This window comes from Rhodopirellula islandica (assembly GCF_001027925.1).
In the GTDB taxonomy this organism is placed as follows: domain Bacteria; phylum Planctomycetota; class Planctomycetia; order Pirellulales; family Pirellulaceae; genus Rhodopirellula; species Rhodopirellula islandica.
In genome coordinates, this window is record NZ_LECT01000031.1 from 62,740 (window position 1) to 88,074 (window position 25,335).

Genomic DNA, 25,335 nt, shown 5'->3' on the forward strand with positions numbered 1-25,335 from the left:
TTCCGTGTCGCCCGCCAAATTCTTCTCTCGCACAACGGGGGAGCCTCCTCGCAGGGACCCTTCCACGCCTCCTCCGGCCGCAGTGTCCTTCCAGCAGGATTGCGGTCCCGTCGTTCATCTCGGGTTCATCCCGGTGGATCGCCCATCTGTTCTGTCGCCCGAGAACAGGCTCCATCGGCCAACCCGAATTTCGATGCTCGATCTTGCCGAAACGCGATAATCGAGCAGGGACCTGACAATTTGTGAGCCCCGTTTTCTTTCGAAATTGCGACCCTCTCGGTTTGCGGCGGTCACACCCGCCCATCAGTGCGGTGGTAAAATCCTTTTGGTGAGCCTTCGGATTGAAATAGCACCTCAAAAATTAGATTCACCAAGACCCACTTTTCTTTTCGATCCGCCCTGCAACTCTGCAGCGGTGAACACTCCCGGTTTGGAGCCGTCCGAATGAAGCCTCGAGTTCTTCTCTTTCAAGCTTGCCTGCTGACCCTGGGGCTAAGCCTCACGGTACAGGCACAAGAAAAACCCAACATTCTCGTCATCTGGGGTGACGACATTGGGACTGAAAACATCAGTCATTACAACCGAGGAATGATGGGCTACAAAACGCCCAACATTGATCGTGTTGCCAACGAAGGGATCTTCTTCACGGACTACTACGGTCAACAGTCTTGCACTGCCGGACGCGCGGCGTTCATCGGCGGCAGCGTCCCTGTCCGTAGCGGAATGACCAAGGTCGGTTTGCCAGGCGCCAAAGAAGGCTGGCAAAAGACCGACGTCACAATGGCAACTGTGCTCAAGAGCCTGGGATATTCCACCGGCCAGTTCGGCAAGAATCACCAAGGTGACCGCGACGAACACCTGCCCACTCAACATGGTTTTGATGAGTTCGTCGGCAACCTGTATCACCTCAACGCCGAAGAGGAACCAGAGAACGAAGACTATCCCGGCGACATGAAAATGGCAGACGGAAGAACTTTTCGTCAAGCCTTCGGTCCTCGTGGTGTGATCAAGGCCACCGCCGATGGGAAGATCGAAGACACCGGACCGCTCACCAAGAAGCGGATGGAAACCATCGACGAAGAAACCATCTCGGCGGCGAAAGATTTCATCACCCGTCAACACAAAGCTGGCAAGCCCTTCTTCTGCTGGTGGAATGGCACCCGCATGCACTTCCGCACCCACGTCAAGAAAGAGAATCGTCACAAGGGCAACGATGAATACACCGACGGCATGATCGAGCACGACATGCAGGTTGGCGAACTGCTCGACCTGTTGGATGAACTCGGAATCGCTGACAACACGGTCGTTCAGTACTCCACTGACAACGGCCCTCACTACAACACCTGGCCCGATGCAGGAACGACTCCGTTCCGCAGTGAGAAGAACTCCAACTGGGAAGGTGCCTATCGCGTTCCTTGTTACATTCGTTGGCCTGGGAAATTCAAAGCCGGCACAGTTCTGAACGGGGTCTTGGCCCACGAAGACTGGTTGCCCACGTTTGCTGCCATTGGCGGTTCGACCGACATCAAAGAACAACTGCTCCAAGGTGTGGAACTGAACGGTCGTTCTTACAAGAACCACATCGACGGTCACAATCAGCTCGACTACCTCACCGGCAAGACGGACGAGTCGCCTCGCAAAGAGTTCATGTATGTGAACGATGACGGACAGATCGTTGCGATTCGCTACGAAGATTGGAAAGCCGTTTTCCTCGAAAACCGGGGCGTGGCTTTCGAAGTCTGGCGTGAACCGTTTGTCGAACTTCGAGTTCCGTTGTTGTTCAACTTACGTCGCGATCCGTTTGAGAAAGCACAACACAACTCCAACACCTACAACGATTGGTTCTTGTCGCGAGTCTTCGTGCTGGCTCCGATGCAGCAGTTGGCAGGGAACTTCCTGAAAACGATGAAAGAATTCCCACCAAGCCAAACGCCTGGTTCTTTCAACCTGGAAAAGATTCAAAAGCAAATCGAAGGCAGCATGGGCGGTCGTTGATCTGAGCGCCAATGCTCACAGAATGATTCTCAGGAAGCGGCGAGCCAGGCTCGCCGCTTCTTTTTTTGTGCCCTTGAGGAAGCTGCCGATCGGTGCCGAGCGAAGGATTCTGTCGTGGTGAGATTCGCGATCAAGCGTGAATTGACCCCCGTCCCCTTTTGTGAGTCCGTCCCCTTTTGGAGGTCCCGCCCCAACGGGGCAGCCCTATGCCAGCCCAGGGCAACGCCCTGGGTTGTGGCGGGACCAAGATTACAAAGCCCAAACGGGGGCGGTCCTAAGCAGGTCAGCAGGAATGATCGGGCATCATCATGTGAGCCGTTTGGGCGTTAGCCCCGGTTATACGTGGGAGCAACGGCGATTACCGAAACAGCCCAAATGCCGAAAGACTCCTGCCGATTTGCCTAGAACCTCTCCCAAAACGAAGTTTTGGGAGAGGTCGAGCGACGCCGTTCAGGCGTGCGTGAGGGAGGGGGCCGGGCATGGGAAGCGGCTCGCACTCCCCCTTCCCCGAAAAACTCGCTGAATGCTCGTTTTTCGATCCCTCCTAACTTCGTCAGGCGGGGTTCGCAAGATGCTGCTGGCATAGCATTGAAAGACTGCACGACCTCTTTGAGAGGCCGGAGGCTACTCAGCGTGTTGGGGCGGTGGAGCGGGGGAGGAGTCCGACACGTTTTGGAAGATGTTGCTCAAACGCTGGTTCGCAGCGGACGCTTCGGATGGTTGATTCGATGACGCGTCGGTGGGTTGCTCTTTGGGAAGCTCGCTTGCGTCAATCAGCTTGTCCAAGTGATTGGACCAACGCCAGCGACCGTCAAACACATTGACGTCTGACCGGATGCCGTGAATCACCCAGTCACGTTTGGGGCCGACGCGGCCATGGAACTGAGACGCGATGCTATGACCGTCGATTGAAATGGAGTCTGGGACGTTGTGCCCTGCTAGCTCGCAAAACGTCGGGAACAAATCAACGACGTCGACCAGATCGTCGCAAACCGAGTCGACTGGAACTGGATCGGGGCCCCAAACGATCAGTGGAACGTGGGTGCCCGCATCATTGAGTTCATACTTTCCACCGTTGACTCGACCTGCCTGGGTGTGCCGTGTGTGCGGGCGTTCGTTCGGTTGACCGGCTTTCGGATTCCGAAAGTCTCGTTGGTGGGTTCCGTTGTCACCCATGAAGATCACGTAGGTGTTTTTGCGAATGCCAAGGTCCTCGGCTGCATCCAGGACTCGCCCCGCCAGTTTGTCCAAGTAGGTGATCATGTTGCCGAGCGATGCGGATCGTCCCGCCGATCGGTCGTCAGGAGTTTCGACGATCGGATCGTGCGGGAGCATTTCGTTGTGGACGATCAGGAACGGCGTGTTGGCTTCCGTCGCTTCCCGCATTTGATCGACGACGTAGTCCACCAAGACGTCGGGACCAAATCGCTCGGCAACATCTTCGCGAACCCGTCCATCGTGATTTAAGGTTGGGTTCCAGTGCCGAACCGTCTTGGCTCCGTCTTTCCAGATTTGCCAGACGCACCAGGAATCGAAACCACTGTCACGGATGTGATTGGGATGCTTCTCCAACGTCGCAAGCTGCCATTTGCCGGTCACAGATGTGGAGTAACCCGCGGACCTCAACTGCTGTGCAAAGGTTGGCAGTTTCTGAAAGTCAACCAATTTGTTCGTCCCCAGATGAACCGGCAACACATCGGTTTGTCGATGCCGCATCACATACAGACCCGTGTGCAGACTGACCCGTGATGGTGTGCAAACTGGACTGGTGTACGCACGCGTGAATCGCAGGCCTTCCGCAGCCATGCGATCCAGTCGCGGCGTTTGAAAGTCAAGGCCACCGTAGCAACCGAGCGTTTCGTAGCCGAGGTCGTCCGCAAAGATCATCACGATGTTCGGGCGAGCATCGATCAACGCCGCCGTTTCCGACCGAACGGTGTGCTGGCATTGAAACGCCATCACAAGAGGCACAATTACTCTCCACCACCAAAGAGAGCATGGGAATCGACGGGCGCAAGAGATCGAACGCATCATACCGGGGCGAATCAAAACGAGGAAATGAAGAACAGTCAAAGCACAGGCGAACCTGCGAGCAGTTTAACGACACGACTCAAACAGGGGATCGATGAAGTGAGACGGGAGATGGACGTTTGAAGCCCGCATTCCTTTCCATGGATCGGCCCCGTGGATCTGCGAAGCAGGTCGGCAGGAGTCTGTGGGGATTGGAACTGTTTTGGTAAGCGTTGTTGCTCCCACGTACAACCGGGGCCAACGCCCAAACGGCTCACATGGTTCTGCTCGATCGTTCCTGCTGACCTGCTCAACGGAGCCTGCAAACCAAGAGTCCGGTCTGTCCCCCTGGCAGCCTTTCGACTCGATGAGATCTGGAGCGACGCCGGAGAGAAGCGTGGGGGGCACCGCCATGGTATGTTGCCAGTTTTGTCCAGGTTTCCGAGCAATCCACTCAATCTTCATCCGTCAAAGGGCCCCTCTCGCTATGCGATTGATCCATGTCTTTCTCCTGCCACCGATCGCTGTGCTGCTCGCCTTCACCGCAGTCGCGTCCGCCGAGGAGTCGCCGTATGACGTCTATCCCGCTGTTGAACCGCCGTATTTCCGAGTGCGTTACGAGGCGTCGTCGGAGAAGGGCGAACTGAATTTCCCGGTCAAGTACACGGTTTGGATTCCGCCGAACGCGGCGACTTTGCGTGGCGTGATCGTTCATCAACATGGTTGTGGCGAAGGGTCCTGCAAATCAGGGCTCACCGGCGCATTCGATCTTCATTGGGAGGCACTCGCGAGCAAACATGACTGCGCGTTGTTGGCACCAGCTTACGAACAACCACAGGCTGCTGACTGCCAACTGTGGTGCGATCCACGCAACGGATCGGACGCCGCTTTCCAGAAGTCACTCACGGATCTCGGCAAAGCCTCCGGTCATCCGGAGCTCGACACGATCCCGTGGACGCTTTGGGGGCACAGCGGCGGCGGAGTCTGGGCGGGGACAATGACGTTGCTGCACCCGGATCGCGTCGCGGCCGCTTGGCTGCGTTCGGGCGTGCCGATTCTGGATCCCATTCCCGAGCGGCCATCTGCCAAGACGGTCTTGGTTCCCGAGACCCCGCTCGACGTCCCGATCATGTTGAATCTCGGTACGAAGGAGGGCGTTACCGTGACGGAGGGGCGCTTCTCCGGTCTCTGGCCAAAGATGAAAGCACTGTTCCACTCGTTGCGTGCCAAAGGCGGCCTGATCGGTGTCGCGGTGGATCCGCTCACCAGCCACGAGTGCGGCAACCAGCGCTACCTTGCCATTCCGTGGTTCGACGTCTGCTTGAGTGCGCGGTTGCCAGAACGAATCAACCAACCGCTGAAACCCATGCCCACGAACGAAGCTTGGCTCGCTCCGTTGCTCGAGACAGAAGCTTTCCCGTCAGCAGAGTGGAAGGGCGATCCGATGGATGCCATTTGGTTGCCCAACGAAGCAATCGCGATGGCTTGGATGCAGTACGTGAAAGACACCGCGATTGAGGACACGACACCTCCGCCCTCCCCAACCAATTTGCGAGTGGCCGACGGCGAACTGAGTTGGGACGCCGAAGTTGATTTCGAAAGCGGACTCGCTCACTTCATCATCGAACGCGATGGCAAGGAAATCGCGACCGTTCCAACGACGGCGAGGAACCCTTTCGGGCGAGCTCTCTTTCAAGGCCTGCAATACAGTGACACACCCCTGCAACCACTCGCCGAGATGCGTTTCACGGACAAGACCGCCAGGCAAGGCGAAAACCATTCCTATCGCGTGATCGCCGTGAATACGCTCGGCCTGAAGTCGACCGACGATCCTGCGCGGGTTGCTCCCTCCACGACCGCCCCAGGCGAACGGAGGCAATGATCCTGGACGGTGCGATTCACCTTTCGGATTAGATGATGGCCGAGATCTGCTGGGCTGCTCGTTCCTAGGCGGTCAAGGTTGTTGCCAGCTCGTTCCCAGGCTCCGGCCTGGGAACGCGGTGCCTTGCAGGCTCTGCCTGTCGGTTGGGTGATCGTGAGGCGGGAGCCTCAGACGCAGTGTGTGCCCAGGCGGGAGCCTGGGTACAAGGGTGGGCTACCTTGGGGGGGCGAGTCCTGCGAGAGCTTTCATGGCATCTTGAGCACGATCGGAGGGGACAAAGACGTGATCGTGAAAGAATGCCGCCATCACATTGGCGCTGATCCCTCGATCAGAAAGAGCCTTGGCGATGGCGGCCGTCAGCCCCACTGCCTCGAGACTGGAATGCACTTGCAGCGTGATCATTCGAAAGACGGCTTGGTACTGTTCTCCCGCGACGTCCGCTTGTTCCCTTCGCAGCACCAGCGTCAAACCCTCCTGCTCTTCGAACGCGGCGATGGGGTGCAGGTCAGCGGCGTCAGCGATGCATTTTCCAGGTTGGGTCACGAATACAAATTCATGTTCGGACATCAGGGGATGCAAAGAGCCAAGCAGGGTTGGCAAGTCGGTGATCCCAGTCATAGACGTTCCCTCCAGGATGGTTTCGTTCAATGTCGCTGAGGCGTTGAACCCCTCGGTGTTCGCAGCGAACACGCCGAGCGAGGATAGCAAGGGATCGTTTGGAACGGGACCTAAGGACAAGGTGGAGGGGGAGTCTTGGCACCCTGCTTTGGTTTGTTCGTTGGTCATTGCAGGACCAAAACCCCTGGATGCATGGGGCAGATCATTTGCCACTATTCGCGTCCACTGGAAATCTGAAACAAATGGAGCTTGAAAAAGTTCGGAAGGAGAAATGGACGGGAGCGTTTCGTTTACTCTCTTGTGGTCCCCCTTTGTTGACCTGCTATCTCCCCGCCACACTTCCCCTGCGTCGCCTCTTGGCGAAACTGCGATCGGATTTTGCACAACCGCGTTGTGGTTGATGATCTGTGTCCGGTCAAGAAATCGTCACGCGACAACCACTGAAGAGCAAAATTGATGCACCCATGTCTGAAGGTTGTCACTCAGTTGTCGGTCGCGGCATTCGCGTTCTCATTGAACATGAATGCCGCACTGGCTCAATCGGCCGTCTCGCAATCGATCAGCCCGGCCGAGTTGCTCGAAAGGTCTCGGCCTCGATTGGAAGGCATCTACGCCAAAGGTGAGATGCGTCCCAAGCGTTTCGAGGCAAACTGGTTGGGAGACAGCACGGGTTTTGTGATTCCCGAGAAGGACGCCGATTCCGGAGAATCCGTCCGAGCCATCTACAGCGTGGAGTCAGGGGAACGCACGGTTGCATCGCCGGATGTCGAGATCGCCGAGCGTGATCCCTTGCTGTCACCCGATGGACGCAGTCTGCTGAAGAAGCAGCGTCGAAGCTGGGTGATTCGCGACCTGGGAAGCGGGGAGTCACGTCCTTTGTTGGAACCATCCAAGTCCGGTGACATCTCCTATCAAGATCCGAGCTGGAGCCCTGATGGCAAGCGAATTCTTTTCGTCGAAGCCAACTCCAATGATGTCCAATTTCGCAATGTCCTCGTTCCGGATGACCCTTCTTATCCCAGTGTCAGCAAAACACGTTTCGCTCGCGTCGGAACCAAAATTCCAGAGTTGAGAGTGGGCGTGGTCAGTGTGGACGGCGATGACGCTGGTTCAGTGACCTGGTTGCCAATTGCCTTCCCTGAGGAAGGTGGCTACTTCGGTGAAGTTTCATGGGCAGGGAACTCGGACGAAGTTCTGGTCGAGCGACTCAGTCGTTTCCGTGACAAACGCGAGTTTCTATTGGCCAAAGTGGACGGGTCGGTGTCCACCCTTTTTGAAGAAACCAATGACGCGTGGGCGGTTGGAAGCCACGGGATCAACTCGGGCATCACGTGGCTTGATGGAGGCAAACGGTTCCTCTTCCTGAGTGAAAAGGACGGTTGGCGGCAGGCCTTCACGATCGCACGCGACGGAACAGACATTCAGATTCTGACACCGGGTGAGTACGACATCATCGATCGTGCGGAACCGGGCGATGTCGTCGACGAAGCAAACGGTTGGTACTACTTCTATGCGTCGCCTGAAAACGGCACGCAACGGTATCTGCACCGTGTTCCTCTGGATGGATCAGGAACGCTTGAAAAGATCACGCCGGGGGACCAGCCTGGATGGCATGAGTATCAGTTTTCGCCGGATCGCAAATGGGCTTTTCATACCTATTCAACCGTGAACACGCCTCCGGTGGTTGAGTTGGTTTCGATTCCAGAACATCGCTCGATCCGGATCCTGGAAGACAACCAAGAACTGCAGAAGCTTGCCCAAAAGACAATCACGCGAGCCACCGAATTCGTCCAGTTGAAGCTGTCTGAGGATGTGACCGTTGATGCGAGTGTGACCAAACCCAGTGACTTTGATGAGTCGAAACGTTACCCGGTGTTTGTCTATGTCTATGGCGAGCCCTATCTCCAGACAGTGCTCGATCGTTGGGGAGCCGCTCAAATCGATTTTCTCCGCACGATTGCGGACCTGGGGTACATCACTGTATCGATCGACAATCGCGGGACGCCTTGCCCCAAAGGCGCAGCGTGGCGACGAAGCATCTTCGGTAGCTTGGGACCACTCTCGACCGAAGAACAAGCTGCCGCGATTCAGGAACTGGGACGCACGCGATCGTATGTGGATCTGTCGCGGGTCGGGATCTGGGGTTGGAGTGGCGGTGGTTCGAACACACTGAACGCATTGTTTCGAAAACCCGATGTTTATCATCTCGGGATCGCTGTCGTGCCCAAGCCACAACCGCATCTCTACAACGCTTGGTTCCAAGAGATCTACATGCGGACTCCGGAAGTCAACGCCGACGGATACGCTCGTTCGGCTCCCTTGGGATTTGCAGACGGGTTGAAGGGCAAGTTGCTGATTGTCACAGGATCAGGCGAAACCAACACGCACATTCAGATCATCGAAGGTTTGGTCGATCGGTTGATCGAACTGGGCAAGCCTTTTGATTACATGGTCTACCCCAACCGAGACCATGGGCTGCGTGAAGGCAAAGGTTCTGAAGTGCATGTCCGAATGTTGATCACGCGGTACTTGCTCGAGAACCTGACACCCGGGCCGATGCCGGTGGAATCGAACTAGTGGTCTGTCACAGCTAAAAGTGAGGGGTGATCGTAGTGGACGAGGCCACGAGTCCTTGGATTTGACGCCAGTTCAGGACTCGTGGCCTCGTCCACTACCCTAAAAACAAGTCCTGACAGACCACGAGGCCGGTAGGTTTAGGTCTCTTCGAGTGGGAACTGTTCGGCGTTCGCCACGGTTCCCGCTCTCACCCGGGAAAGTTTGGCTACGGTTTTGATCCTGTTTCGTAGTGGAACCAGTCGATGTCGACCCAACCGCTTTCGGAAACGTCGTCGGTTCGGTTGTTCCAACAGAACACACCGGGACGATTGCCACGCCAGTTCCCGAAGTTCAGCGTGTAGTTCCAAGGCGTTGTGATCCAGGACTCTCCATCGAGACTCCACGCGAAGTCCGCTTCATCACCATCGGTCGTGCTTCGTAGATAGAGATCTGTGCCAGGGACCGTTGGCCCGGTGTCCAACTTGCCGTTGTGGTTGAAGAAGAGCTGCGTCGTGCCATCCTTTTGCCTCTGAACGCCGAACAAAGCATAGCGGCCGGAATGGTGACAGAAACCAGCCCGTGTGCCCCAGGTCATGCCGCGTAAATCCAGCTTGGTCGTGGCGGTCGTTTTAGCGACGCCGAGATGGCGCTGGGAAAGCGTGTTGGACGCTCCCCAGAACGCTCCTTTCAGTCGGCCGCGATCCACCGTGACGGGTTGGGAGGCGTGCAGACGCAAATAGCCCGGCCGAGCTGAAAGTGAAAACCGTTCGCGACGTGGTTCGTGGTTCCAATTCCATTGCGGACCGATTTGCTGGCCATCGAATTCATCGGATGTCTGAAGCGGACGAGCGTGCTCGCTTGGGATGGGCTTGTTGTGAACCCAAACGGGCTCGCCGATCCCATCACCGTCGATGTCCTCGCCAATGATTGGCCATCCCTCTTTCCAAGTGACGGGTTGCAAACACTGAGGGCGTCCGTGAAAGACGGGTGTTCCGTTTTGAACGAGCTGATGCATGAACCACCATCTGCCATCCGGGGCTTCGATCAAGGAACCTTGGCAGGCCGATCGATCGGAGTCCGTTTCTCGTTCCATCACCACACGCGATTCGTAGGGGCCTTGCAAGGAATCAGTTTGTGATCGAAGACAAAGTTGCTTGCGATCGCGGCTTGCACCTTCGCCTTGCCACTCAATCAGCATGATGTACCACTGATTGTCGAAGCGTCGGATCTTGGCGGCTTCGACGGCGGTTCCTGAGAAGATGGTCGTGCCTTCGTCGAGCAATTCAGAACCATCCCAGGACAGGCGGAAGAGTTTGATCTCATGGGGTTGGTCCGGACGCGGCGGGGATCCTTTGCCCCAATTGCAAACCAACCAGGCCTCCTGTTTTTCGTTGTCAAAGTAAACCGCGGGATCGGTCCAGTGCTTTCGCTTGAGGAGACAGACGGGCTCCGTCCAAGGACCGGCAAGGTCATTGGCTCGGGTCAGGTAGAGGCCTGATTGAAAATCGATTTGGTAGCACAGCCATTCACCGTTGTGTTGGACCAGATCGCCAGCCCAGCACCCGAACCGGTAACCGTTCATTTGGTCCCAGTTGTATGACGGTTCCCAAGTGATTGTGGGGATGGCATGCCCGGTGTACTGCCAATTCACCAGATCTTTCGATTCCAAGAGGGTCATCCCAGGCGAGTAGTGATTCGTCGACGTGATCATGACCCAGCGATCATTGGCTTCATCGCGTTCGACGTCGCTGTCCGCAAAATCGCCATTGAGAATCGGGTTGGCATAAGTTCCGTTGCCCAGGTCACCCCACTGACGAAAACGTGCGTCGATGGATGATTCGGTCTGTTCGAGCATCGCTGTCACGGGCGGCGGACTGTTCGGGGAATCAGCAGATGCGACCGATGAAAACGCCAGGGTGACGAGCAGAGGGAGACGGAATGATCGTGCGAACAGATCCAAAAAGTCGGAGTTCATTTTCATGATCAACAGGTTGCAGCAATGAGGTGGGGAGGTGAAAGGCGGGAGCTTCAAGTGCGATTGGAAGTGTCGACAAGGGAGAAACGCTTGGTGCCGCTGACGAAGATTCCGCACGCGATGAATGCACCGACGAGTGCCCCGAGAAGAATGATGCCAATTCCTTGAACGTTGGGCCCAGCCAAAAGAAACAATCCCATGGGAGGAAAACAGATGGCGATCAACGAGTAGAGCATCTGACGGGAACGCACACTTGGATCATGAGGCCAATTCCGAGAACGAATCCGGAAGATCAGCCCACCGACGACGCACCCAATCAAAAGTGTGGCGAGCCCAATTGCAGGAACGTGAGTCAGCAAGGGAACGGATGCAAACGCACCAGCCACTGCGGAGAAAATGATGTACCACGCCGGTCCCCTTCGGAATTCTGAATTCACACCGTGACTCAGTGGACGCACTGTTTCGGTTTCCGTCGGTGGTGCGTAAGGGTTGTCAGTCACAGTGGCTCAGATTGACTATCAAAACTCGAACAAAGGCGGTTTGCAAGATCGTTGCTGGCGGACTCTGTTGGATCCCGGAAGCGGAATGACGCTCCGCGGTGGAAGGCTGACTCCGTTCGCATGCTTGGCAGAAGTCTAGTGAATTTGGTTGGTAAGCAGGTCGTTAGTGGTCTGTTACAGCTAATCGTGCGGGGTGATCGTAGTGGACGAGGCGACGAGTCCTTGGATTTGACGCCAGTTCAGGACTCGTCGCCTCGTCCACGACCCTAAGAATAAGTCGTGACAGACCACTATGAGTCTTTCGGCTTCTAAATTGGTTTGGCAAGCGTCGTTGCTCCCACGTACAACCGGGGCTAACGCCCAAACGGCTCACATGATTATGCCCGATCATTCCTGCCGACCTGCTTAGCAGATGCAACTCGTCTTCCGGCTTTTGTCCTTCTTCATCCCGGGAGGGATGTCAGACGGTAGCCGATGGTCGCTGCAACGCAGCGCACCACCGGAAACTTCCATCACCCCTGGCCAGCGCTGATGGAACGCGACGTGACGATGGCAGGAAAACCGACGAAGATCAGTACGGCGACGGCGGCGATCACTCCGAAGAGGATCGAGAGCATCGCGACGGTGCTGATCAAGGATTCAAGTGCCAGGCTTTTGGTTTGGCGGCGTTTGGGAATCGAATGAGCAGTGAGTTCCATGATCGGCTACCAGGGAGATGGAAGGGGATGGATCTGTTGTTGGACGCGACGAATTGGTGCCACTGCCCATCTCCGGATGGTGCAGTCATGGTGTCGTTCATTGTTTCCAATGAGATTCGTAGTGGGTGCGGAGGTTCGATTCGGTTGAGGTTCCGATCGACTTGTAAGCATCCCAGGCTGGTTTGGGGGCACCGCGTGGTTGCTCGGGCGAACCGAGTCCACGCAGTCCCAAGTGCAGGCCACCTTCGGCACGGGAGTCCACGGGGCGATGGTAGTCGAATGCAAGAATGGACTTGCACTTGCGAATTTGTTCAAAGGTGTAGAACACCGCGGCGGCTTGTTGTTCTAACGCTTGTGGATCAGTCTCGGACGCGTGGAAGCCTTGCTCGCTGAGCAACACCGCACGCACCTTGCCCTCGGGATCTCGCAAACGTTCGGTGTGCAACCAGTCGTCCAGCACCTGCCAGTTCTTGAGCGTGAACATGCTGGCATCGAGTGTGAATTCAACGTTGTCGTTCCAGGTGTCGGATTCCCACAGGCTTTCGGGGTAGGGATGATGAGCCAATCCCCACGGGAAGTTGCCTTCGACTTCACCGTGTCGAACGAGCGCCTGCATGATGTCTTTGGACGCGTACCAACGCCAATGCGGAGGATCTTCCAGGTTCCAATGATGCGTCAACGAAATGAACGTGCGAGCGTGAGGATTGACCCGTCGAGTTGCGGCGTCGACCATCCGCATGGAGCGAAAGTAGTGGTCGAGATAGACGTGCATGGGAACCTCGCCCATGTTGGTCCATTGCCAACCGGCGTCGATTTCATTGTGGACGATCCAGTGATCGATTCGGAGGTTGCCTTCGCTGTAGCGTTCAGCGAGGAAGTCCAGCGTGTCGGCGTACAGTTGGGCGGACGCTTCGTCGACCAAGTTCGGCATCGTGTACGTGCCAGCGGGGTCGGCATTGGGATGTTCCAAGCTGGGCAAGTCATCGGTCGACTTGGTTCGCGAATTGGGAATCAGCAGAATGGCCGCCATCACCAAACCAGCGTCGCGTCCCTTTTGCACACGGTGATCGAGGTGCCGCATGGCGGCTTGGTTGACGTATCGTTCTCGCCCGCGGACCTGCGTGGCCTGAAACCCGCGACGTGGTGTCGGTGAAACCAAATGGCTCAAGACCAGATTGACCGAACCGTGAGCCAGTCCGAGTTCCTCGACATGTTCCGGTGCGAGCTCGGCAAGGCAGGTCATGCCTTTGGCGGCACGCAGCTTTGGTGTTGGAGAAAGCTCTTTGGCCTCGGCCGCATCGTAGCGATCGACGTGATGCACGGCGGAAAACGGCGTTGCGGATCGATTGCCTTCGGGGTCCAGTTGGCTCGAAATTGAAACGACTTGCCATCGAACGCCCGTGTCACGCAGCTTCGATTCTTGGTCGGCCGGGATGCGGACGATGAAGGTTCCGTCTGCGTCAATCCGGACGGGGCGAAAGAAGGTTTTCGAGTTCACCTTGGCCGGAACCGCGGAAATTTCGGTCAACCCGCGCGCGATCAAACTGAGGTTGGCCGTTGAGAGTTGGCCGACCGCTTTTCCCGCGACGAGGATCGCGTCGGCAGTGTGTTCCACCCGCGTGATTTCAAGCGGGAATTGCGTCTGATAGTACGAGGCGATCTGTTCGTCCAGTCGTTCCAATCGCTTGACTCGTTCCTGTTGTTCCTGGTTTTGTCGTCTCTCGAAATCGTTTTCGAGACGCAGAACAACATTTCGGATTCGAAACCGCTTGTTGGCTTCGGTTCCGAAATCGAGTCGCAGCCAAAGCGGTTGGTCTTCTCGCAGAAACTGTTGGCCCAGGGACAGGTCGCAGGTGTACGTCGTCCAGCCTTCCGCGCGATTCAAATGCGGCAGGTCGACGCGGCGTTTTTCTGTCCATGGTTGTCCGTAGAACAGTTGCATGTTTCGGATGCCCTGCGGGCAAAACACTTCCATCGCCAGAATCCAACGTCGTTCGTTCGCGGGTGTCGGCGGGATCTGAAAGGCAATGAATGGATCGTTGCCAGTGGTTCGGAACGCGATCGCGTCTTCCGCCGGTTCCATTTTCAAGTGCTTGAGTTGCGTCTGTTCACTGGAAAGCTGGATCGATCGCGGCGCGATGGTGGAGGGGGATTGAGCGGTCGCGAGCGAATTGAAAAGGGGGATCAAAGCTAAGATCGCGAGAACCGGCAGAACGTCCCGCGCGGAGGGCGTGAAACAAGTGCGTCGGAGAGCAAACCAATCGGAAAACAGATTCATTCGAAGGGGGGTTGTTTGGTGGGGAGGGGGCTCAGCGACGAAGGAGGGGGAGGCCGCCAGCGGGGAGTTGCATTTGGTCCGATTGTAACGGTTCGCCGCGTCGGTCTACATCCGCTTGGTAGACGTGTCGATTTTGATCATCGGAGCGATACGAAGGATCAATTCTTGTGGGCCGGTCATCCGGGACGCAAGGCTTGCATCACAAGGAATGACTTCCAAACAAAGGCGGATGGATGACTGGGCGAGCAATCGGGAAACGACTTCGAACGCGGCAAACAGAATTCCGCGGAATCAGTCTGCGAATGGTGATGATCACGTGGACACTGGTTGGTCTTCAGACGACGGTGACCAACGCCCAGGAACCCCTGATTTTGGGAAGCGGAATTGTCTCGCAGTCACCCGTTGAGGTTCCACTGGGGCAGACAGTGTCGGAGGAGTCGATTGCGGGAAACGCTGACAAACGTTCGGATGACGTGTCACAGGAGTTGGCACGCTTGCAGGCCCAGATCGATGAACTGAAGCAAGCGTCGAAGATTTCGCAGGAGCCGGTTTTTGTTTTTGCGGAGGAGTCTCCTGCAACTTCTTGCACTCCCCCTGCGTCGAGCAAGTATCCCACCGCGCGGCTGACCGGATTCTTCCAAGCCGATACCGCTTGGTTCCATCAAAGCGAGCGAAACATTGCAGCGGTGGGGGATGCGGAAGATGGCTCCGACTTTCGGCGAGCTCGTTTGGCCGCGGTTGGGAACGTTTGGGACAACGTTGCCTACTCGCTTGAGATGGACTTCGGATTTCCCGGACGCCCGAGCTTCATGGACGTGTGGGTCGACTTGGAGGATGTGGTTGGGGATGGCAATCTGCGAGTCGGCCAGTTTCGACAACCGATCGGAATGGAAGGATTGACCAGCGTCAAAGAGCTCACGTTCATGGAACGCTCGCTGCCATTTGCGTTGATCCCGTTTCGTCAGGTGGGAGCAGTTCTTTACGGTACATCGTCGGACGAGTTGATGACTTGGGCCGTTAGCGGTTTTCGCTTTCCGACGGATGTTTACGGCGGCAGCGTCGGCGAGAACGGTGGCTATGGAACAGCCGCCCGTTTGACTGGGTTGCTGGTGGATCGTGAACCGGGCAACGTTCGCTTCCACGTTGGAGGTGCCTACAGTTTCATAGATCCTTCGAACGATCTGTTTCAATACCGCAGCCAGCCCGAAGTGTTTGTCAGCGAAACCGGTGGCGGAGTGCCCGCGGCGGTGGCTGTGAACACACCGTTCTTCGTTGACACGGGGATCATCGACGCGGAGCACACCCATCTGTTTGGAGCGGAACTCGCGGCTTCGGCGGGTTCGTTCTATGCCCAGTCGGAGTATCTGGTCAGCGTGGTGGATCAGATTGGCGAGCCGACGGTCGCACTGCCGGGTGCCTACGCGTACGCAGGCTACTTCTTGACCGGTGAACAGCGTTCGTATGACAAGAAGAACGGAGTCTTCGGCGATGTCATTCCCAATGGCAGCGTCGGCAAAGACGGCGGCATCGGGGCATGGGAATTGGCCGTTCGGTATTCCTATCTCGACTTCAACGATGCGAATGTGCAAGGCGGACGGTTGAGCGACATCACCGCAGGAGTGAATTGGCACTGGAACCCACACACCAAGTTCCAACTGAACTACATCCATGCGATGTTGGACAGTCCGGTTAATGGCGACAGCGACGCGAGCATCTTTGCAATGCGAGCCCACCTGGATTTCTAAGCAGGTACGCAGGTGTCATCGGGTATGTGAGCCGTTTGGCGTTAGCCACGGTTCCCACGCAAAACCGGGGCTAACGCCCAAACGGCTCACAAGGCGAAACTCAATCATTCCTGCGTACCTGCTTAGAGTGAGGTAGCGGGACTGAGAGAGAACCAATTCAAGTCGGCATATTTCAATCGGCGGTCGAGTTTGCTTGCGTCGATTCGCGTGTGATCACGGGCGAGGTCATCGGTTCGCCTTTTTGGGGCATGCCACCGTCCACATCGACTTGCACGCTGAGGTGGCAACGCCAGTTCTCGTCATCGGGTTCGGGGAAGTCGCTGCGGAGATGAACGCCACGTGACTCGGTCCGTGCCAGTGCCGAGGATGCCATGCAGTGGGCGGTCAGCAACAAGTTTTGGAGTTCCCAGCCTTCCACTTTGTCGAATTGATGCCGCATCACGTAAGCCGCAAGCGATCGGATTTGGCTGTCGGCCTGCCGCAACCCTTCGGCGTCGCGTTGTACACCGACCAACCGGCCCATCAGGCTTTTTAGGGAGACGCGAACGTCGGCGATGTCGAACGATTCACTGAGTGTGTGGTCGGCATGTTGAATGCGACGGGCGACCATCTTGTGCGGCCCTTCCGCGGCCGATCGACTGGCCGCTTCTCCGGCGTGTGCCCCGTAGACCAACCCTTCCAGCAAACTGTTGCTGGCGAGACGGTTGGCACCGTGCAAACCGGAGCTGGTGGCTTCGCCTGCGGCCCACAATCCAGGCAGACTGGTTCGCCCCAGCATGTCGACTCGAACGCCACCAATCATGTAGTGAGCGCCAGGGCGAACGGGGATGCGGTCGGTCGCGATGTCCAAGCCAAACTTGCCACAAGTTTCCGCGATGCCGGGAAAACGAGTGCGAACGTGTTCCGCGTTGAGATGCGACAGGTCCAAGTACACGCAGGGGTGCGCGGTTTCGTTCATTTGGTTGACGATCGATTGGCTGACCACATCCCGCGGTGCCAGTTCGCCGCGAGAGTCGTAGTCGGGCATGAATCGATGTCCGGTCGCGTCTCGCAAGTACGCCCCATCGCCACGCAGGGCCTCGGTGATCAGCGACCGCGAGGAACCAGCGATGTAGAGGACCGTCGGGTGAAATTGAATGAATTCCATGTCCCGCAATTGGACACCGGCCCGGTAAGCCAATGAGGTGCCATCCCCGGTGGCGACGGGCGGGTTGGTCGATTCCCGGTAGACTTGGCCGACGCCGCCGGTGCAAAGAATTGTTTCCTTGGCCCAGACCATTGTGGGACGACCGTCGGGGGTGACCACGATCGCTCCGTGGCAGCGACCTTCTTGGCTGAGCAAATCGACGGTGAACGCGTTTTCCCAAATGTCGATGTTGGCGGCTTCCCGCGAACGAGCGATCACGGCCCGCATGACTTCGCGGCCGGTCGCGTCGCCCATCGCGTGGACGATGCGTTCGTGGCTGTGGCCGCCTTCCCGGCCAAGAGCCAATTCACCTTCGCGTTTGTCGAACTGGGTGCCCCAGTGAATCAGTTCTTCGATTCGGCGGGGCCCCTCGTGGATGACACGCGCCACCACAGCGGGATCGCAAAGGTTTCCACCCGCGATCAGCGTGTCTCGGATATGATCATCAAAGCAATCTTCGGGATCCAAGACCCCGGCGATGCCGCCTTGAGCGTAGTTGCTGTTGGATTCTCGCAGTTCGTCTTTGGTGACGACCAAAACGGAAAGGTTCGGTTCCACCGCGTTGGCTGCCCGCAGGCCTGCCAAACCACCTCCGATGACCAACACATCTGTGAAACGATGAAGGGCTCTTCGCGAATCAAAAGGCAAAAGATACCGGGGAGTGATCATCGTCCATCCATCGTGTTAACAAATTCGAGCGCGAGTGTTCTCGACAATTTCACAGTGTAACCAGTACGCTTCCTGCTGACCGGCCCCCTGCCAAGCCGTCGTTTTGGCTTTCATATTGAATCCATGGCCAGCTTTTTGACCTCCAACGCTTCCATCCCGCTCGACGACCCGAATCCGCTGACCACGGATGCGCTCGCATCGGAAGTACCTGCCATGGATCCATCGTTGAAATCGATCCAGCCCGGTGGCGGCGTGGTGATGTCGGTCGAGTTGGCATGGGGGAGAGTCCGGCGAGCATGGCTGAGAGCGGTCCGTCCCAAGTACGTGGCCAAAATGCGAGATCGTCGCCAGGGGCATCGCGGCGAGTTGCCGTTCGATCCGGTGGATTCGCGAGACATGAAATACTATCGCAACCAAGACAGTTATTGGTGGGCAGATGCCGATGACCCGTTTCTCTGGCGGGAGTCGCTCCCGTTTGTACGGGTTGGGTTAGCCGAGATGATCGTGCTGACCTCCGCTTCGCTTGTCCTGGCCGTTCTTTTCGGGTGGTTCTGGTGGCCCCTGTCCGTGCCGTTCCTGGCCGTCGCTTGCCTGGTGGCGTGGTACTTTCGGAATCCGCGCCGCAAAGTTCCGGACACGTTTGGCACGGTGGTGTCCCCCGCGGACGGCAAACTGGTTGAGATTGCCGAAGTCGATGACCCAATCATAGGGGCGGCGATCCGTTTTCGAATCTTCTTGTCGATTTTCAATGTGCATGCCAATCGAATTGCGATGCCGGGCAAAGTCGTGCGGGTTCGATACCGCCCGGGGAAATTTTTGAATTTGTGGCGTTCCGAATCGTCCAAAGAAAACGAAAACATGGACGTGGAGTTGGAATGTCCTGAAATTGGCGGCCGAATTGTCCGGATTCGGCAGGTCACTGGTCAATTCGCGCGAAGAATTGTCTGCTGGGCTCGCGTGGGCGATGTTTTGCAACGCGGAGAAATATTCGGAATGATTAAACTGGGTTCGCGAACCGAGTTGGTGATCCCTCGCGACGAAGCCCTCGAGATCGTGGCTCAAGTCGGTGAAAAGGTGAGTGCCGGCTCGACTGTGTTCGCCCGTTATCAACAAGGTTGATCGAAATGAGCGAACTGAAACCACGACCTCCCTTCCTGGACGACGACAGCGTCGACGACGAATCCGACCTCATCCAAGAAGATGAGTTTGTGGATCGTTCGAAATTTGGACGTCGCCGCAAACGTCGCTCCGGCAAACGTCGGCGGTTGACCCTGGCGGTGTTGCCCACGTTGTTGACGCTGGGCAATGGCGTTTGTGGATTGGCGGCGATTGCGATCGCGGTCAGCACGGGAACGTTGGATTGGACCCCCGAGTCCAAACTCTTTGCGGCCGGTTTGCTGATCTTTGGCGGCATGTTGTTTGACGCCTTGGACGGGTCAGCGGCGAGATTGACCGGTCAGGCCAGCCGGTTTGGCGCGGAGTTGGATTCTCTGTGCGATGCGGTGACGTTTGGTGTCGCACCAGCGGTCATCGTCTGGCGGATCAGTGACGTGTTGCTGCAACGTTTGACTTGGGGCATTGGCGTTCTGTTCGCACTTTGTGTGTTGATTCGGTTGGCTCGCTTCAACGTGGAAACCCCAGAAGACGACGACCACGAGGGATTCGAAGGATTGCCTTCCCCCGCCGCGGCCGGAACGATCGCCGCCTTTGCGATCGCGATCCCAGACCTGGCTGATTTCGCAGTGGGGGAAAGCTATCCCGAATGGATCCATTCGTTAGCGGGCATCGCGTTGGATGCGTCGCACTACGTGATTCCAACCTTGGCGTTGGTGCTGGCGTTCCTGATGGTGTCTCGTTACGAGTATCCCCACGTGTTCGCGCAATTGGTTCGGGGACGACGAGCGCCGCATCAAATTGGACAAGCTCTCTTTGCGGTCGTTGGAATTTTGTTGTTGCACTGGGTCGCGCTTCCGGTGGTGTTCTGCTACTTCGCCTTCACGTCGCCGATTCGGTCTTTGTTGCAACGCAAGCAGTCGCCTCCGGGTTCTTCGTCAACGAGCTCTCCTTCTCCGTCGTCGGCTGAAGGCGGATGATCGTCCGTTGGTTGATCGGTCTGTCGCTGGGCACCCTGATCATCGCAGCAACATCGCCATGGTTCGTGCGCAGCTATGTGCCGCGTCAGTACGATGAGGTTCGACAGCGAGTGTTGCTGAGCCCTGGCGAATCGTATCGCTGGCGAGCCGAGGGCTATGCGACGACTGCGATCGGTCCGCATGGGATGATGGGGCGAACCAACTTGCCTGTGGCAACGGATTCGCAGTCGCCACGAGCAACCGTGATTGCTCTCTGGGGAGACTCGCAAGCCGAAGGGGTTTGCGTCCCTGATCCAGAAAAGTTGTGGCAACAGCTTCAATTGGACCTGCGATATCAATCCGGTCGGGATGAGTTGGCACGCTCGCCGGTGCAGGTCCTGCCGTTGGCAAGCAGCGGTGATGACGTGGCTGACTGGACCGCTGAGTTGCCGCTGAGCGAAGCGGGGTTCGCAGTGGATGAACACGTCATTCTGCTTTGCGAGATGGTGGACATGATGGGCCGGCAGGAGACGCCCGGGGGCAGGGCACCAGTGGATTCGTCCCAGATCGCAAGGATGAACCAAGTGACACGCTGGGTTCCAGACTTCGTCCTGCATGCGGGCCGGAATCTGGTCACCGATCCGGACACACTGGCTCCGCGACGACTGCGGTTTGGCCTGGGGCCAATTCGTTGTTTGGAGGAACCAACGCGGATCACCTTGGAAGACCAGGTCGATCGAGCTGCTGCGGAACGCTGGATCCCGGACAGTTTGGTCTCGCTGCGAGATGCGACGACGAAACCGCTGTGGATCGTTTACGCACCGCGTTGCCCAGTGGTCATGGACGGAAGGTTGCGTTGGGAAGATCCGGACGACCTTCTTTGGGGAATTGTCCAGCAACATGCGGCGGAACAATCCATCCAGGTCATTGATTGTCGGCCTGCGTTTCGCGAATCCGTGCGACGCGGTGTCTTCCCTCACGGATTCCAGAACGGACGGATTGGGAACGGGCACCTCAATCCAGTTGGCTATCGATTGATCGCCCGCGAATTCGCGAAGCGTTGGAAGGCATTTCCACGTGGTGACCGCTCGCTGGTGAACGCTGGAGGCCCCGAGTGAATTTCACGCAACTCGAGTTTCTCTGCTTTTTGGCAGTTGTCGTTTCCATCGCGTGGATGCTGCGTGGACGTGTGGCTCGCAATGGTCTGTTGTTGCTGGCGAGCTACTACTTCTACGCGTACTGGGACGTTCGTTTCTGCGGCTTGTTGCTGTTATCGACCGCGGTGGATTTCTTTGTCGCGAAACGAATTGCCGCGAGTGAGGAAGACTCGACCCGCAAGCGTTGGTTGGTGTGCAGTTTAATCGTCAACCTTGGGATGCTGGGGTTCTTCAAGTACTTCAACTTCTTCCTTGAGACCGCTGAACCGCTTGTTCGTTCTTTGGGGATGAACGCGTCGACGTTGCCAATTGTGTTGCCGGTGGGGATCTCGTTCTTCACGTTTCAAACGCTCAGTTACACGATCGATGTGTATCGCCGGAAGATGTCACCGACCGACAATCTGTTGGATTTCGCATTGTACGTGGCGTTCTTTCCGCAATTGGTGGCGGGGCCAATTGTCCGTGCCGCTCATCTGTTACCGCAATTGGCAGTGAGCCCCACGTGGAATTCCAAGCGAATGTACAACGGCGGGCAGCAGTTGCTTCGCGGTGCGGTGAAGAAGGTCTTGATCGCGGATCATCTGGCAGATCTCGTCGATGGGGTTTTCGCGGGACCGGAGCTGTATCATCCCGCGACCGTGTGGTTGGCTGTGTTCGCTTACGCCGGGCAGATTTACTATGACTTTTCTGGGTACAGCGACATGGCGATCGGGATCGCCAAGATGTTGGGGTACCGCTTTCCCGTCAACTTTCGCCACCCTTATCTTTCGACCTCGGTGGGTGAGTTTTGGCATCGGTGGCACATCACGTTGTCCACCTGGTTGCGAGATTACTTGTTCATCCCGCTGGGTGGTTCTCGCGGTCCTGCTTCGCAAACGAATCGCAACCTGATGATCACGATGACCCTGGGTGGGTTGTGGCACGGAGCCGCGCTGACGTTTGTCTGCTGGGGCGTTTGGCACGGTTTGGCCCTGGTGGTAGCGCGCGCCAAGCGGTTGCCCCTGCCGCGAGTGGCCGGTTGGTGTGCAACGATGAGTGTCGTACTGTTTGGCTGGGTTTTGTTCCGGGCGAGCTCGTTTCAGAGCGCGGTCGCGATCTATCGCGGATTGATCGGCTTGACGGCACCGGTGCCGATGTTGGGGGTGGTGGGCGGCACATGGGCGGAGGCTGGCACGATTCTTTGGTTGCCGCCACTGCCGTTGATGGCGCTCGGATGCATGGTGGCGGAGCACTTGGTTTGGCGAACTCGCGGACGACGATGGATGCGATTGCCCGCGGATCGTTGGTTCACGCCCGTCGCGACTGCCGTGATGATCTGGGCGTTGGTGTTGTACGCTCCGCGTGGCTTTCGACCGTTTGTTTACTTTCAGTTCTGACCGTTTGCTCAACGGTTTTTCCAATCGATGCCGGATAAGTTTGCGATGGCCAGCGCGAGTGCGTGCGTGCCGTCTCGCTCGTGCCCTTGAGCGGCGACGGATTGATAGAGTTGTTCTGCCAAGGCCAAACCTGGCATGGATAGCTTCATCGCACGACATTCAGCCAAGGCAATTCCCATGTCTTTCAAAAAGTGCTCGACATAGAAACCAGGGTCGAACTGGTTGTCAATGATTCGCGGCCCCAAGTTGCTCAAAGACCAACTGCCCGCCGCACCTGAGCCAACCGATTGCATCACGGTCGGCAAGTCCAGGCCTGCTTTGTGACCGTAGACGAGTGCTTCGCAGACGCCGATCATGTTGGTCGCGATCAAAATTTGATTGACCATTTTGGTGTGCTGGCCTGCGCCAGGGCCGCCTTGGTGGACGACGGTTTTGCCCATCAAATCCAAACAGGGTTGGATTGTCTCGAGTGCTCGCTTGCTTCCGCCGACCATGATCGACAGGGTGCCGCCCCGTGCCCCGGTGTCACCGCCGGAAACGGGGGCGTCAAGCGAGTCGACTTCCCGTTTGGCGGCCTGCTCTGCGATTTCGACGGCCAAGGATGGTTGGCTGGTGGTCATGTCCACCAGCACATTGCCAGGTTTGCAGCCTGCCAGCACACCTGTTTCCGGATCGAGGATGACTTCTCGGACATCGTGTGGATAACCGACGATGGTGAAAATGAGATCACTGTTCGCGGCGACGTCTTTGGGGGTGCTGAACCAACTCGCACCCTGTTGGAGCAACGACTCGGCTTTTGCCAACGTACGGGTCGTCAGAGCGACCTCGTAGCCGGCATCGAGCAGATGCCCACACATACTGGCCCCCATCACTCCCGTGCCGATCCATCCAATTTTGGGGAGCGATTGATCGTTGGCCATGAGCTTTCACTTGGTGAGGGGAACTCGCAAGATGCGATGGTTGAAACTGTCGGCAATGTAAAGTTGATCGTTGTGAATGCAAACGCCGTGGGGCCGACGAAGGGTGTATTCGCCTAGATTCAAGGTTTGCACAACGTCGGTATGTGGATCGTAAACGCGAATCACATGGTTGACGTCGTCGGCGATGAAGACAAGCCCATCGTCACCGACGTCCATGTGCTTGGGACCATTGAAGCTGGCTTGGTCAGCGTCGCCGTCTGCCTTGCCCTTTTGCCCGCTTCCCGCCAGTGTCGTGATGCTGCCATTGGCTTCGACGCGGCGGAGACGATTGCCGTTGCGTTCCAGCACGAGCAAACGACCGTCAGGGGCCAACTCCACCGCACGGGGATCTCTGAACTTGGCGGTTTGCCCAGCTAGGATCGAAACCGTTCCCGATGCGAGATCGATTGACCGGACGACTTGATTGCCGATGTCCGCGATCAGCAAACGATTTTGCTTCGCGTCCAAGGTGATGCAAATTGGTTCTCGAAAGGTCGCTTGTTTCCGGTTCACGTTGTCGGTCGCCGGCCCTGATTTGCCATGGCCAGCAAAACTGTCCACGATCCACTCGCCTTGATCGTTCTGCATCAAACGGCGAACGGAATGGTTCGCATGATCCGACAAATACAGAACGTCGTTGCCATCAATCACCAGATTGTGCAACTTATTGAATCGTGCTTCGCGAGCAGGACCGTCAACGTATCCCAAAGCGTTCGGCTCGGTTGCCGATTCCGGCCCAGCGATCACTTCCGGTTTGGTCGGGTCGTTGGGAGGGCATCGCAAAACTCGGCCTCCATCAAATTCGACAATCCACATCTGGTTCTGGGAATCAAACTCCACTGCAAACGGAGTCCGTAGCGGTCCCGGGGCGGGAGCGTTTTCTGGAGCCGGTTCGGTTGGCCCGATCAGCACTTCAACAGGCAGAACAGGTAAGTCGTCAGCCAGTAGCATTGGCAGGGGGGCAAGTAACGCGATCGCTGCAAACGCGAGGACGAGGTTGCGAAGCAAGTGGGGCTGCATGATGGAATCGGTGGGGAGGTAGGTGGGAGGGGATTGGTCAGGACCAGCTTTGCTCGCTCACGAGGCGGGTTGTGACAAGGTGGGCTTGCTAGCAAGAGCCATCGCGAACCAACCAAGCCAGACGCCGAGACCAGTTTGAGATGGGCAGGGAACTGGCCGGGGTGTGCGGACACACACTATAGATCAATGAATCCATTCCGTGTGCACTCGTTGGGTCGCCGACGAGAGGGCAATCCATTCAGGCAGCGGCTCAATCGGACGCAGGCCGGCATTGCTATTGGTATCGTTCGCGGACTTCGGGGAGCGGGTAGTCGGTGACGTCTCGGTCGCCGTCCTCGGCATTGATTTCCCACAGGCGTTGATAGCCCCGAGTGACCAATTCAACCATTGCTTCGGCGTGGTTCGAGTCAAGTTCGGAGAGTGCAAATGGCCCCGCAACCGAGCTCGGTTCGACTCGTTCATCGCGGATGCACTGCGCGAGGATAGGATTGCAGCGGATGTGTCGCTCAGGAGAAACATGGAGCTTTTCGGGATCAAGGTGTCCGATGACGTAGCGAAGGTAGAGATCGCTGTCGACGATTGACATCACATCTTCGCCGCACACTTCGCATCGATAGCCTTCGTCACACTTGGCCAAGA

At 57.2% G+C, this 25,335-nt stretch carries 17 protein-coding genes; 9 read left to right on the forward strand and 8 right to left on the reverse strand.

Going from position 1 to position 25,335, the window contains the following annotated elements; genetic code table 11:
* Positions 1-444: 444 nt before the first annotated feature.
* Positions 445-1,995, forward strand: coding sequence for an arylsulfatase (locus RISK_RS16515; RefSeq protein ID WP_047815428.1), 1,551 nt, complete (start codon positions 445-447; stop codon positions 1,993-1,995).
* Positions 1,996-2,619: 624 nt separating this feature from the next.
* Here the strand turns inward: RISK_RS16515 and RISK_RS16520 are convergent.
* The gene (locus RISK_RS16520; protein WP_047815429.1) at positions 2,620-3,954 is read right to left on the reverse strand and encodes a sulfatase-like hydrolase/transferase; all 1,335 of its coding nucleotides are present in this window, start codon (positions 3,952-3,954) and stop codon (positions 2,620-2,622) included.
* A 538-nt stretch (positions 3,955-4,492) separates the two neighbouring features.
* Here RISK_RS16520 and RISK_RS16525 point away from each other — a divergent pair.
* Entirely contained in the window at positions 4,493-5,887 is a 1,395-nt protein-coding gene (locus RISK_RS16525) for an alpha/beta hydrolase family protein (protein WP_047815430.1), read from the forward strand.
* A gap of 213 nt (positions 5,888-6,100) precedes the next feature.
* On the opposite strand, the gene RISK_RS16530 is transcribed toward RISK_RS16525, so the two are convergent.
* Positions 6,101-6,505, reverse strand: a complete 405-nt coding sequence (locus tag RISK_RS16530; RefSeq protein WP_047815584.1) for an ACT domain-containing protein — start codon at positions 6,503-6,505, stop codon at positions 6,101-6,103.
* 456 nt (positions 6,506-6,961) lie between these two features.
* On the opposite strand from RISK_RS16530, the gene RISK_RS16535 reads away from it, so the two are divergent.
* Positions 6,962-9,082 (forward strand): S9 family peptidase, encoded by a 2,121-nt coding sequence (locus RISK_RS16535; RefSeq protein ID WP_047815431.1) that lies wholly within the window; start codon positions 6,962-6,964, stop codon positions 9,080-9,082.
* Between the two features lie 205 nt (positions 9,083-9,287).
* On the opposite strand, the gene RISK_RS16540 is transcribed toward RISK_RS16535, so the two are convergent.
* Positions 9,288-11,036, reverse strand: coding sequence for a glycoside hydrolase family 43 protein (locus RISK_RS16540; RefSeq protein WP_160311457.1), 1,749 nt, complete (start codon positions 11,034-11,036; stop codon positions 9,288-9,290).
* A 974-nt stretch (positions 11,037-12,010) separates the two neighbouring features.
* On the opposite strand from RISK_RS16540, the gene RISK_RS32255 reads away from it, so the two are divergent.
* Complete coding sequence (locus tag RISK_RS32255; protein ID WP_160311458.1) at positions 12,011-12,220, forward strand: hypothetical protein; 210 nt, start codon at positions 12,011-12,013, stop codon at positions 12,218-12,220.
* A gap of 111 nt (positions 12,221-12,331) precedes the next feature.
* Here RISK_RS32255 and RISK_RS16555 read toward each other — a convergent pair whose 3' ends face one another.
* Positions 12,332-14,512, reverse strand: a complete 2,181-nt coding sequence (locus tag RISK_RS16555) for a DUF5722 domain-containing protein (RefSeq protein ID WP_047815433.1) — start codon at positions 14,510-14,512, stop codon at positions 12,332-12,334.
* 233 nt (positions 14,513-14,745) lie between these two features.
* Between RISK_RS16555 and RISK_RS16560 the strand changes: the two genes are divergently transcribed.
* Positions 14,746-16,257, forward strand: coding sequence for an OprO/OprP family phosphate-selective porin (locus tag RISK_RS16560; protein ID WP_047815434.1), 1,512 nt, complete (start codon positions 14,746-14,748; stop codon positions 16,255-16,257).
* Positions 16,258-16,429: 172 nt separating this feature from the next.
* On the opposite strand, the gene nadB is transcribed toward RISK_RS16560, so the two are convergent.
* Positions 16,430-18,112, reverse strand: coding sequence for an L-aspartate oxidase (gene nadB / locus RISK_RS16565; RefSeq protein ID WP_047815435.1), 1,683 nt, complete (start codon positions 18,110-18,112; stop codon positions 16,430-16,432).
* Between the two features lie 123 nt (positions 18,113-18,235).
* Between nadB and RISK_RS16570 the strand changes: the two genes are divergently transcribed.
* The 4 genes from RISK_RS16570 to RISK_RS16585 are packed head-to-tail and all read left to right on the forward strand — an operon-like array spanning position 18,236 to position 22,717.
* Positions 18,236-19,231: a phosphatidylserine decarboxylase family protein gene (locus tag RISK_RS16570; RefSeq protein WP_047815436.1), complete on the forward strand. Its 996-nt coding sequence runs from the start codon at positions 18,236-18,238 to the stop codon at positions 19,229-19,231.
* Entirely contained in the window at positions 19,228-20,205 is a 978-nt protein-coding gene (gene pssA, locus RISK_RS16575; RefSeq protein ID WP_047815437.1) for a CDP-diacylglycerol--serine O-phosphatidyltransferase, read from the forward strand. The genes RISK_RS16570 and pssA overlap by 4 nt, the downstream gene beginning before the upstream one ends.
* Positions 20,202-21,302: a hypothetical protein gene (locus RISK_RS16580; protein WP_047815438.1), complete on the forward strand. Its 1,101-nt coding sequence runs from the start codon at positions 20,202-20,204 to the stop codon at positions 21,300-21,302. The genes pssA and RISK_RS16580 overlap by 4 nt, the downstream gene beginning before the upstream one ends.
* On the forward strand, positions 21,299-22,717 hold the full coding sequence (locus tag RISK_RS16585) for an MBOAT family O-acyltransferase (protein ID WP_047815439.1): 1,419 nt from the start codon (positions 21,299-21,301) through the stop codon (positions 22,715-22,717). Before RISK_RS16580 ends, RISK_RS16585 begins: the two co-directional genes overlap by 4 nt.
* Positions 22,718-22,725: 8 nt before the next feature.
* Here the strand turns inward: RISK_RS16585 and RISK_RS16590 are convergent, their stop codons facing one another.
* The 3 genes from RISK_RS16590 to RISK_RS16600 form a co-directional block, all read right to left on the reverse strand.
* On the reverse strand, positions 22,726-23,637 hold the full coding sequence (locus tag RISK_RS16590; RefSeq protein ID WP_047815440.1) for an NAD(P)-dependent oxidoreductase: 912 nt from the start codon (positions 23,635-23,637) through the stop codon (positions 22,726-22,728).
* 6 nt (positions 23,638-23,643) lie between these two features.
* Complete coding sequence (locus RISK_RS16595) at positions 23,644-24,696, reverse strand: NHL repeat-containing protein (protein WP_083435010.1); 1,053 nt, start codon at positions 24,694-24,696, stop codon at positions 23,644-23,646.
* A 274-nt stretch (positions 24,697-24,970) separates the two neighbouring features.
* Positions 24,971-25,333, reverse strand: a complete 363-nt coding sequence (locus tag RISK_RS16600; RefSeq protein ID WP_047815441.1) for a hypothetical protein — start codon at positions 25,331-25,333, stop codon at positions 24,971-24,973.
* Positions 25,334-25,335 lie beyond the last annotated feature (2 nt).

What these genes read in the sequence shown, in the direction of transcription:
- RISK_RS16560 (WP_047815434.1), top strand. Translation starts at nt 14,746, where the DNA reads ATGACTGGGCGAGCAATCGGGAAACGACTTCGAACGCGGCAAACAGAA.
- RISK_RS16515 (WP_047815428.1), top strand. Translation starts at nt 445, where the DNA reads ATGAAGCCTCGAGTTCTTCTCTTTCAAGCTTGCCTGCTGACCCTGGGG.
- RISK_RS16570 (WP_047815436.1), top strand. Translation starts at nt 18,236, where the DNA reads ATGGCCAGCTTTTTGACCTCCAACGCTTCCATCCCGCTCGACGACCCG.
- RISK_RS16595 (WP_083435010.1), bottom strand. Translation starts at nt 24,696, where the DNA reads ATGCAGCCCCACTTGCTTCGCAACCTCGTCCTCGCGTTTGCAGCGATC.
- RISK_RS16590 (WP_047815440.1), bottom strand. Translation starts at nt 23,637, where the DNA reads ATGGCCAACGATCAATCGCTCCCCAAAATTGGATGGATCGGCACGGGA.
- RISK_RS16530 (WP_047815584.1), bottom strand. Translation starts at nt 6,505, where the DNA reads ATGACTGGGATCACCGACTTGCCAACCCTGCTTGGCTCTTTGCATCCC.
- RISK_RS16525 (WP_047815430.1), top strand. Translation starts at nt 4,493, where the DNA reads ATGCGATTGATCCATGTCTTTCTCCTGCCACCGATCGCTGTGCTGCTC.
- RISK_RS16535 (WP_047815431.1), top strand. Translation starts at nt 6,962, where the DNA reads ATGCACCCATGTCTGAAGGTTGTCACTCAGTTGTCGGTCGCGGCATTC.
- nadB (WP_047815435.1), bottom strand. Translation starts at nt 18,112, where the DNA reads ATGATCACTCCCCGGTATCTTTTGCCTTTTGATTCGCGAAGAGCCCTT.
- RISK_RS16580 (WP_047815438.1), top strand. Translation starts at nt 20,202, where the DNA reads ATGATCGTCCGTTGGTTGATCGGTCTGTCGCTGGGCACCCTGATCATC.
- RISK_RS32255 (WP_160311458.1), top strand. Translation starts at nt 12,011, where the DNA reads ATGGTCGCTGCAACGCAGCGCACCACCGGAAACTTCCATCACCCCTGG.
- RISK_RS16540 (WP_160311457.1), bottom strand. Translation starts at nt 11,036, where the DNA reads ATGAACTCCGACTTTTTGGATCTGTTCGCACGATCATTCCGTCTCCCT.
- RISK_RS16555 (WP_047815433.1), bottom strand. Translation starts at nt 14,512, where the DNA reads ATGAATCTGTTTTCCGATTGGTTTGCTCTCCGACGCACTTGTTTCACG.
- RISK_RS16520 (WP_047815429.1), bottom strand. Translation starts at nt 3,954, where the DNA reads ATGGCGTTTCAATGCCAGCACACCGTTCGGTCGGAAACGGCGGCGTTG.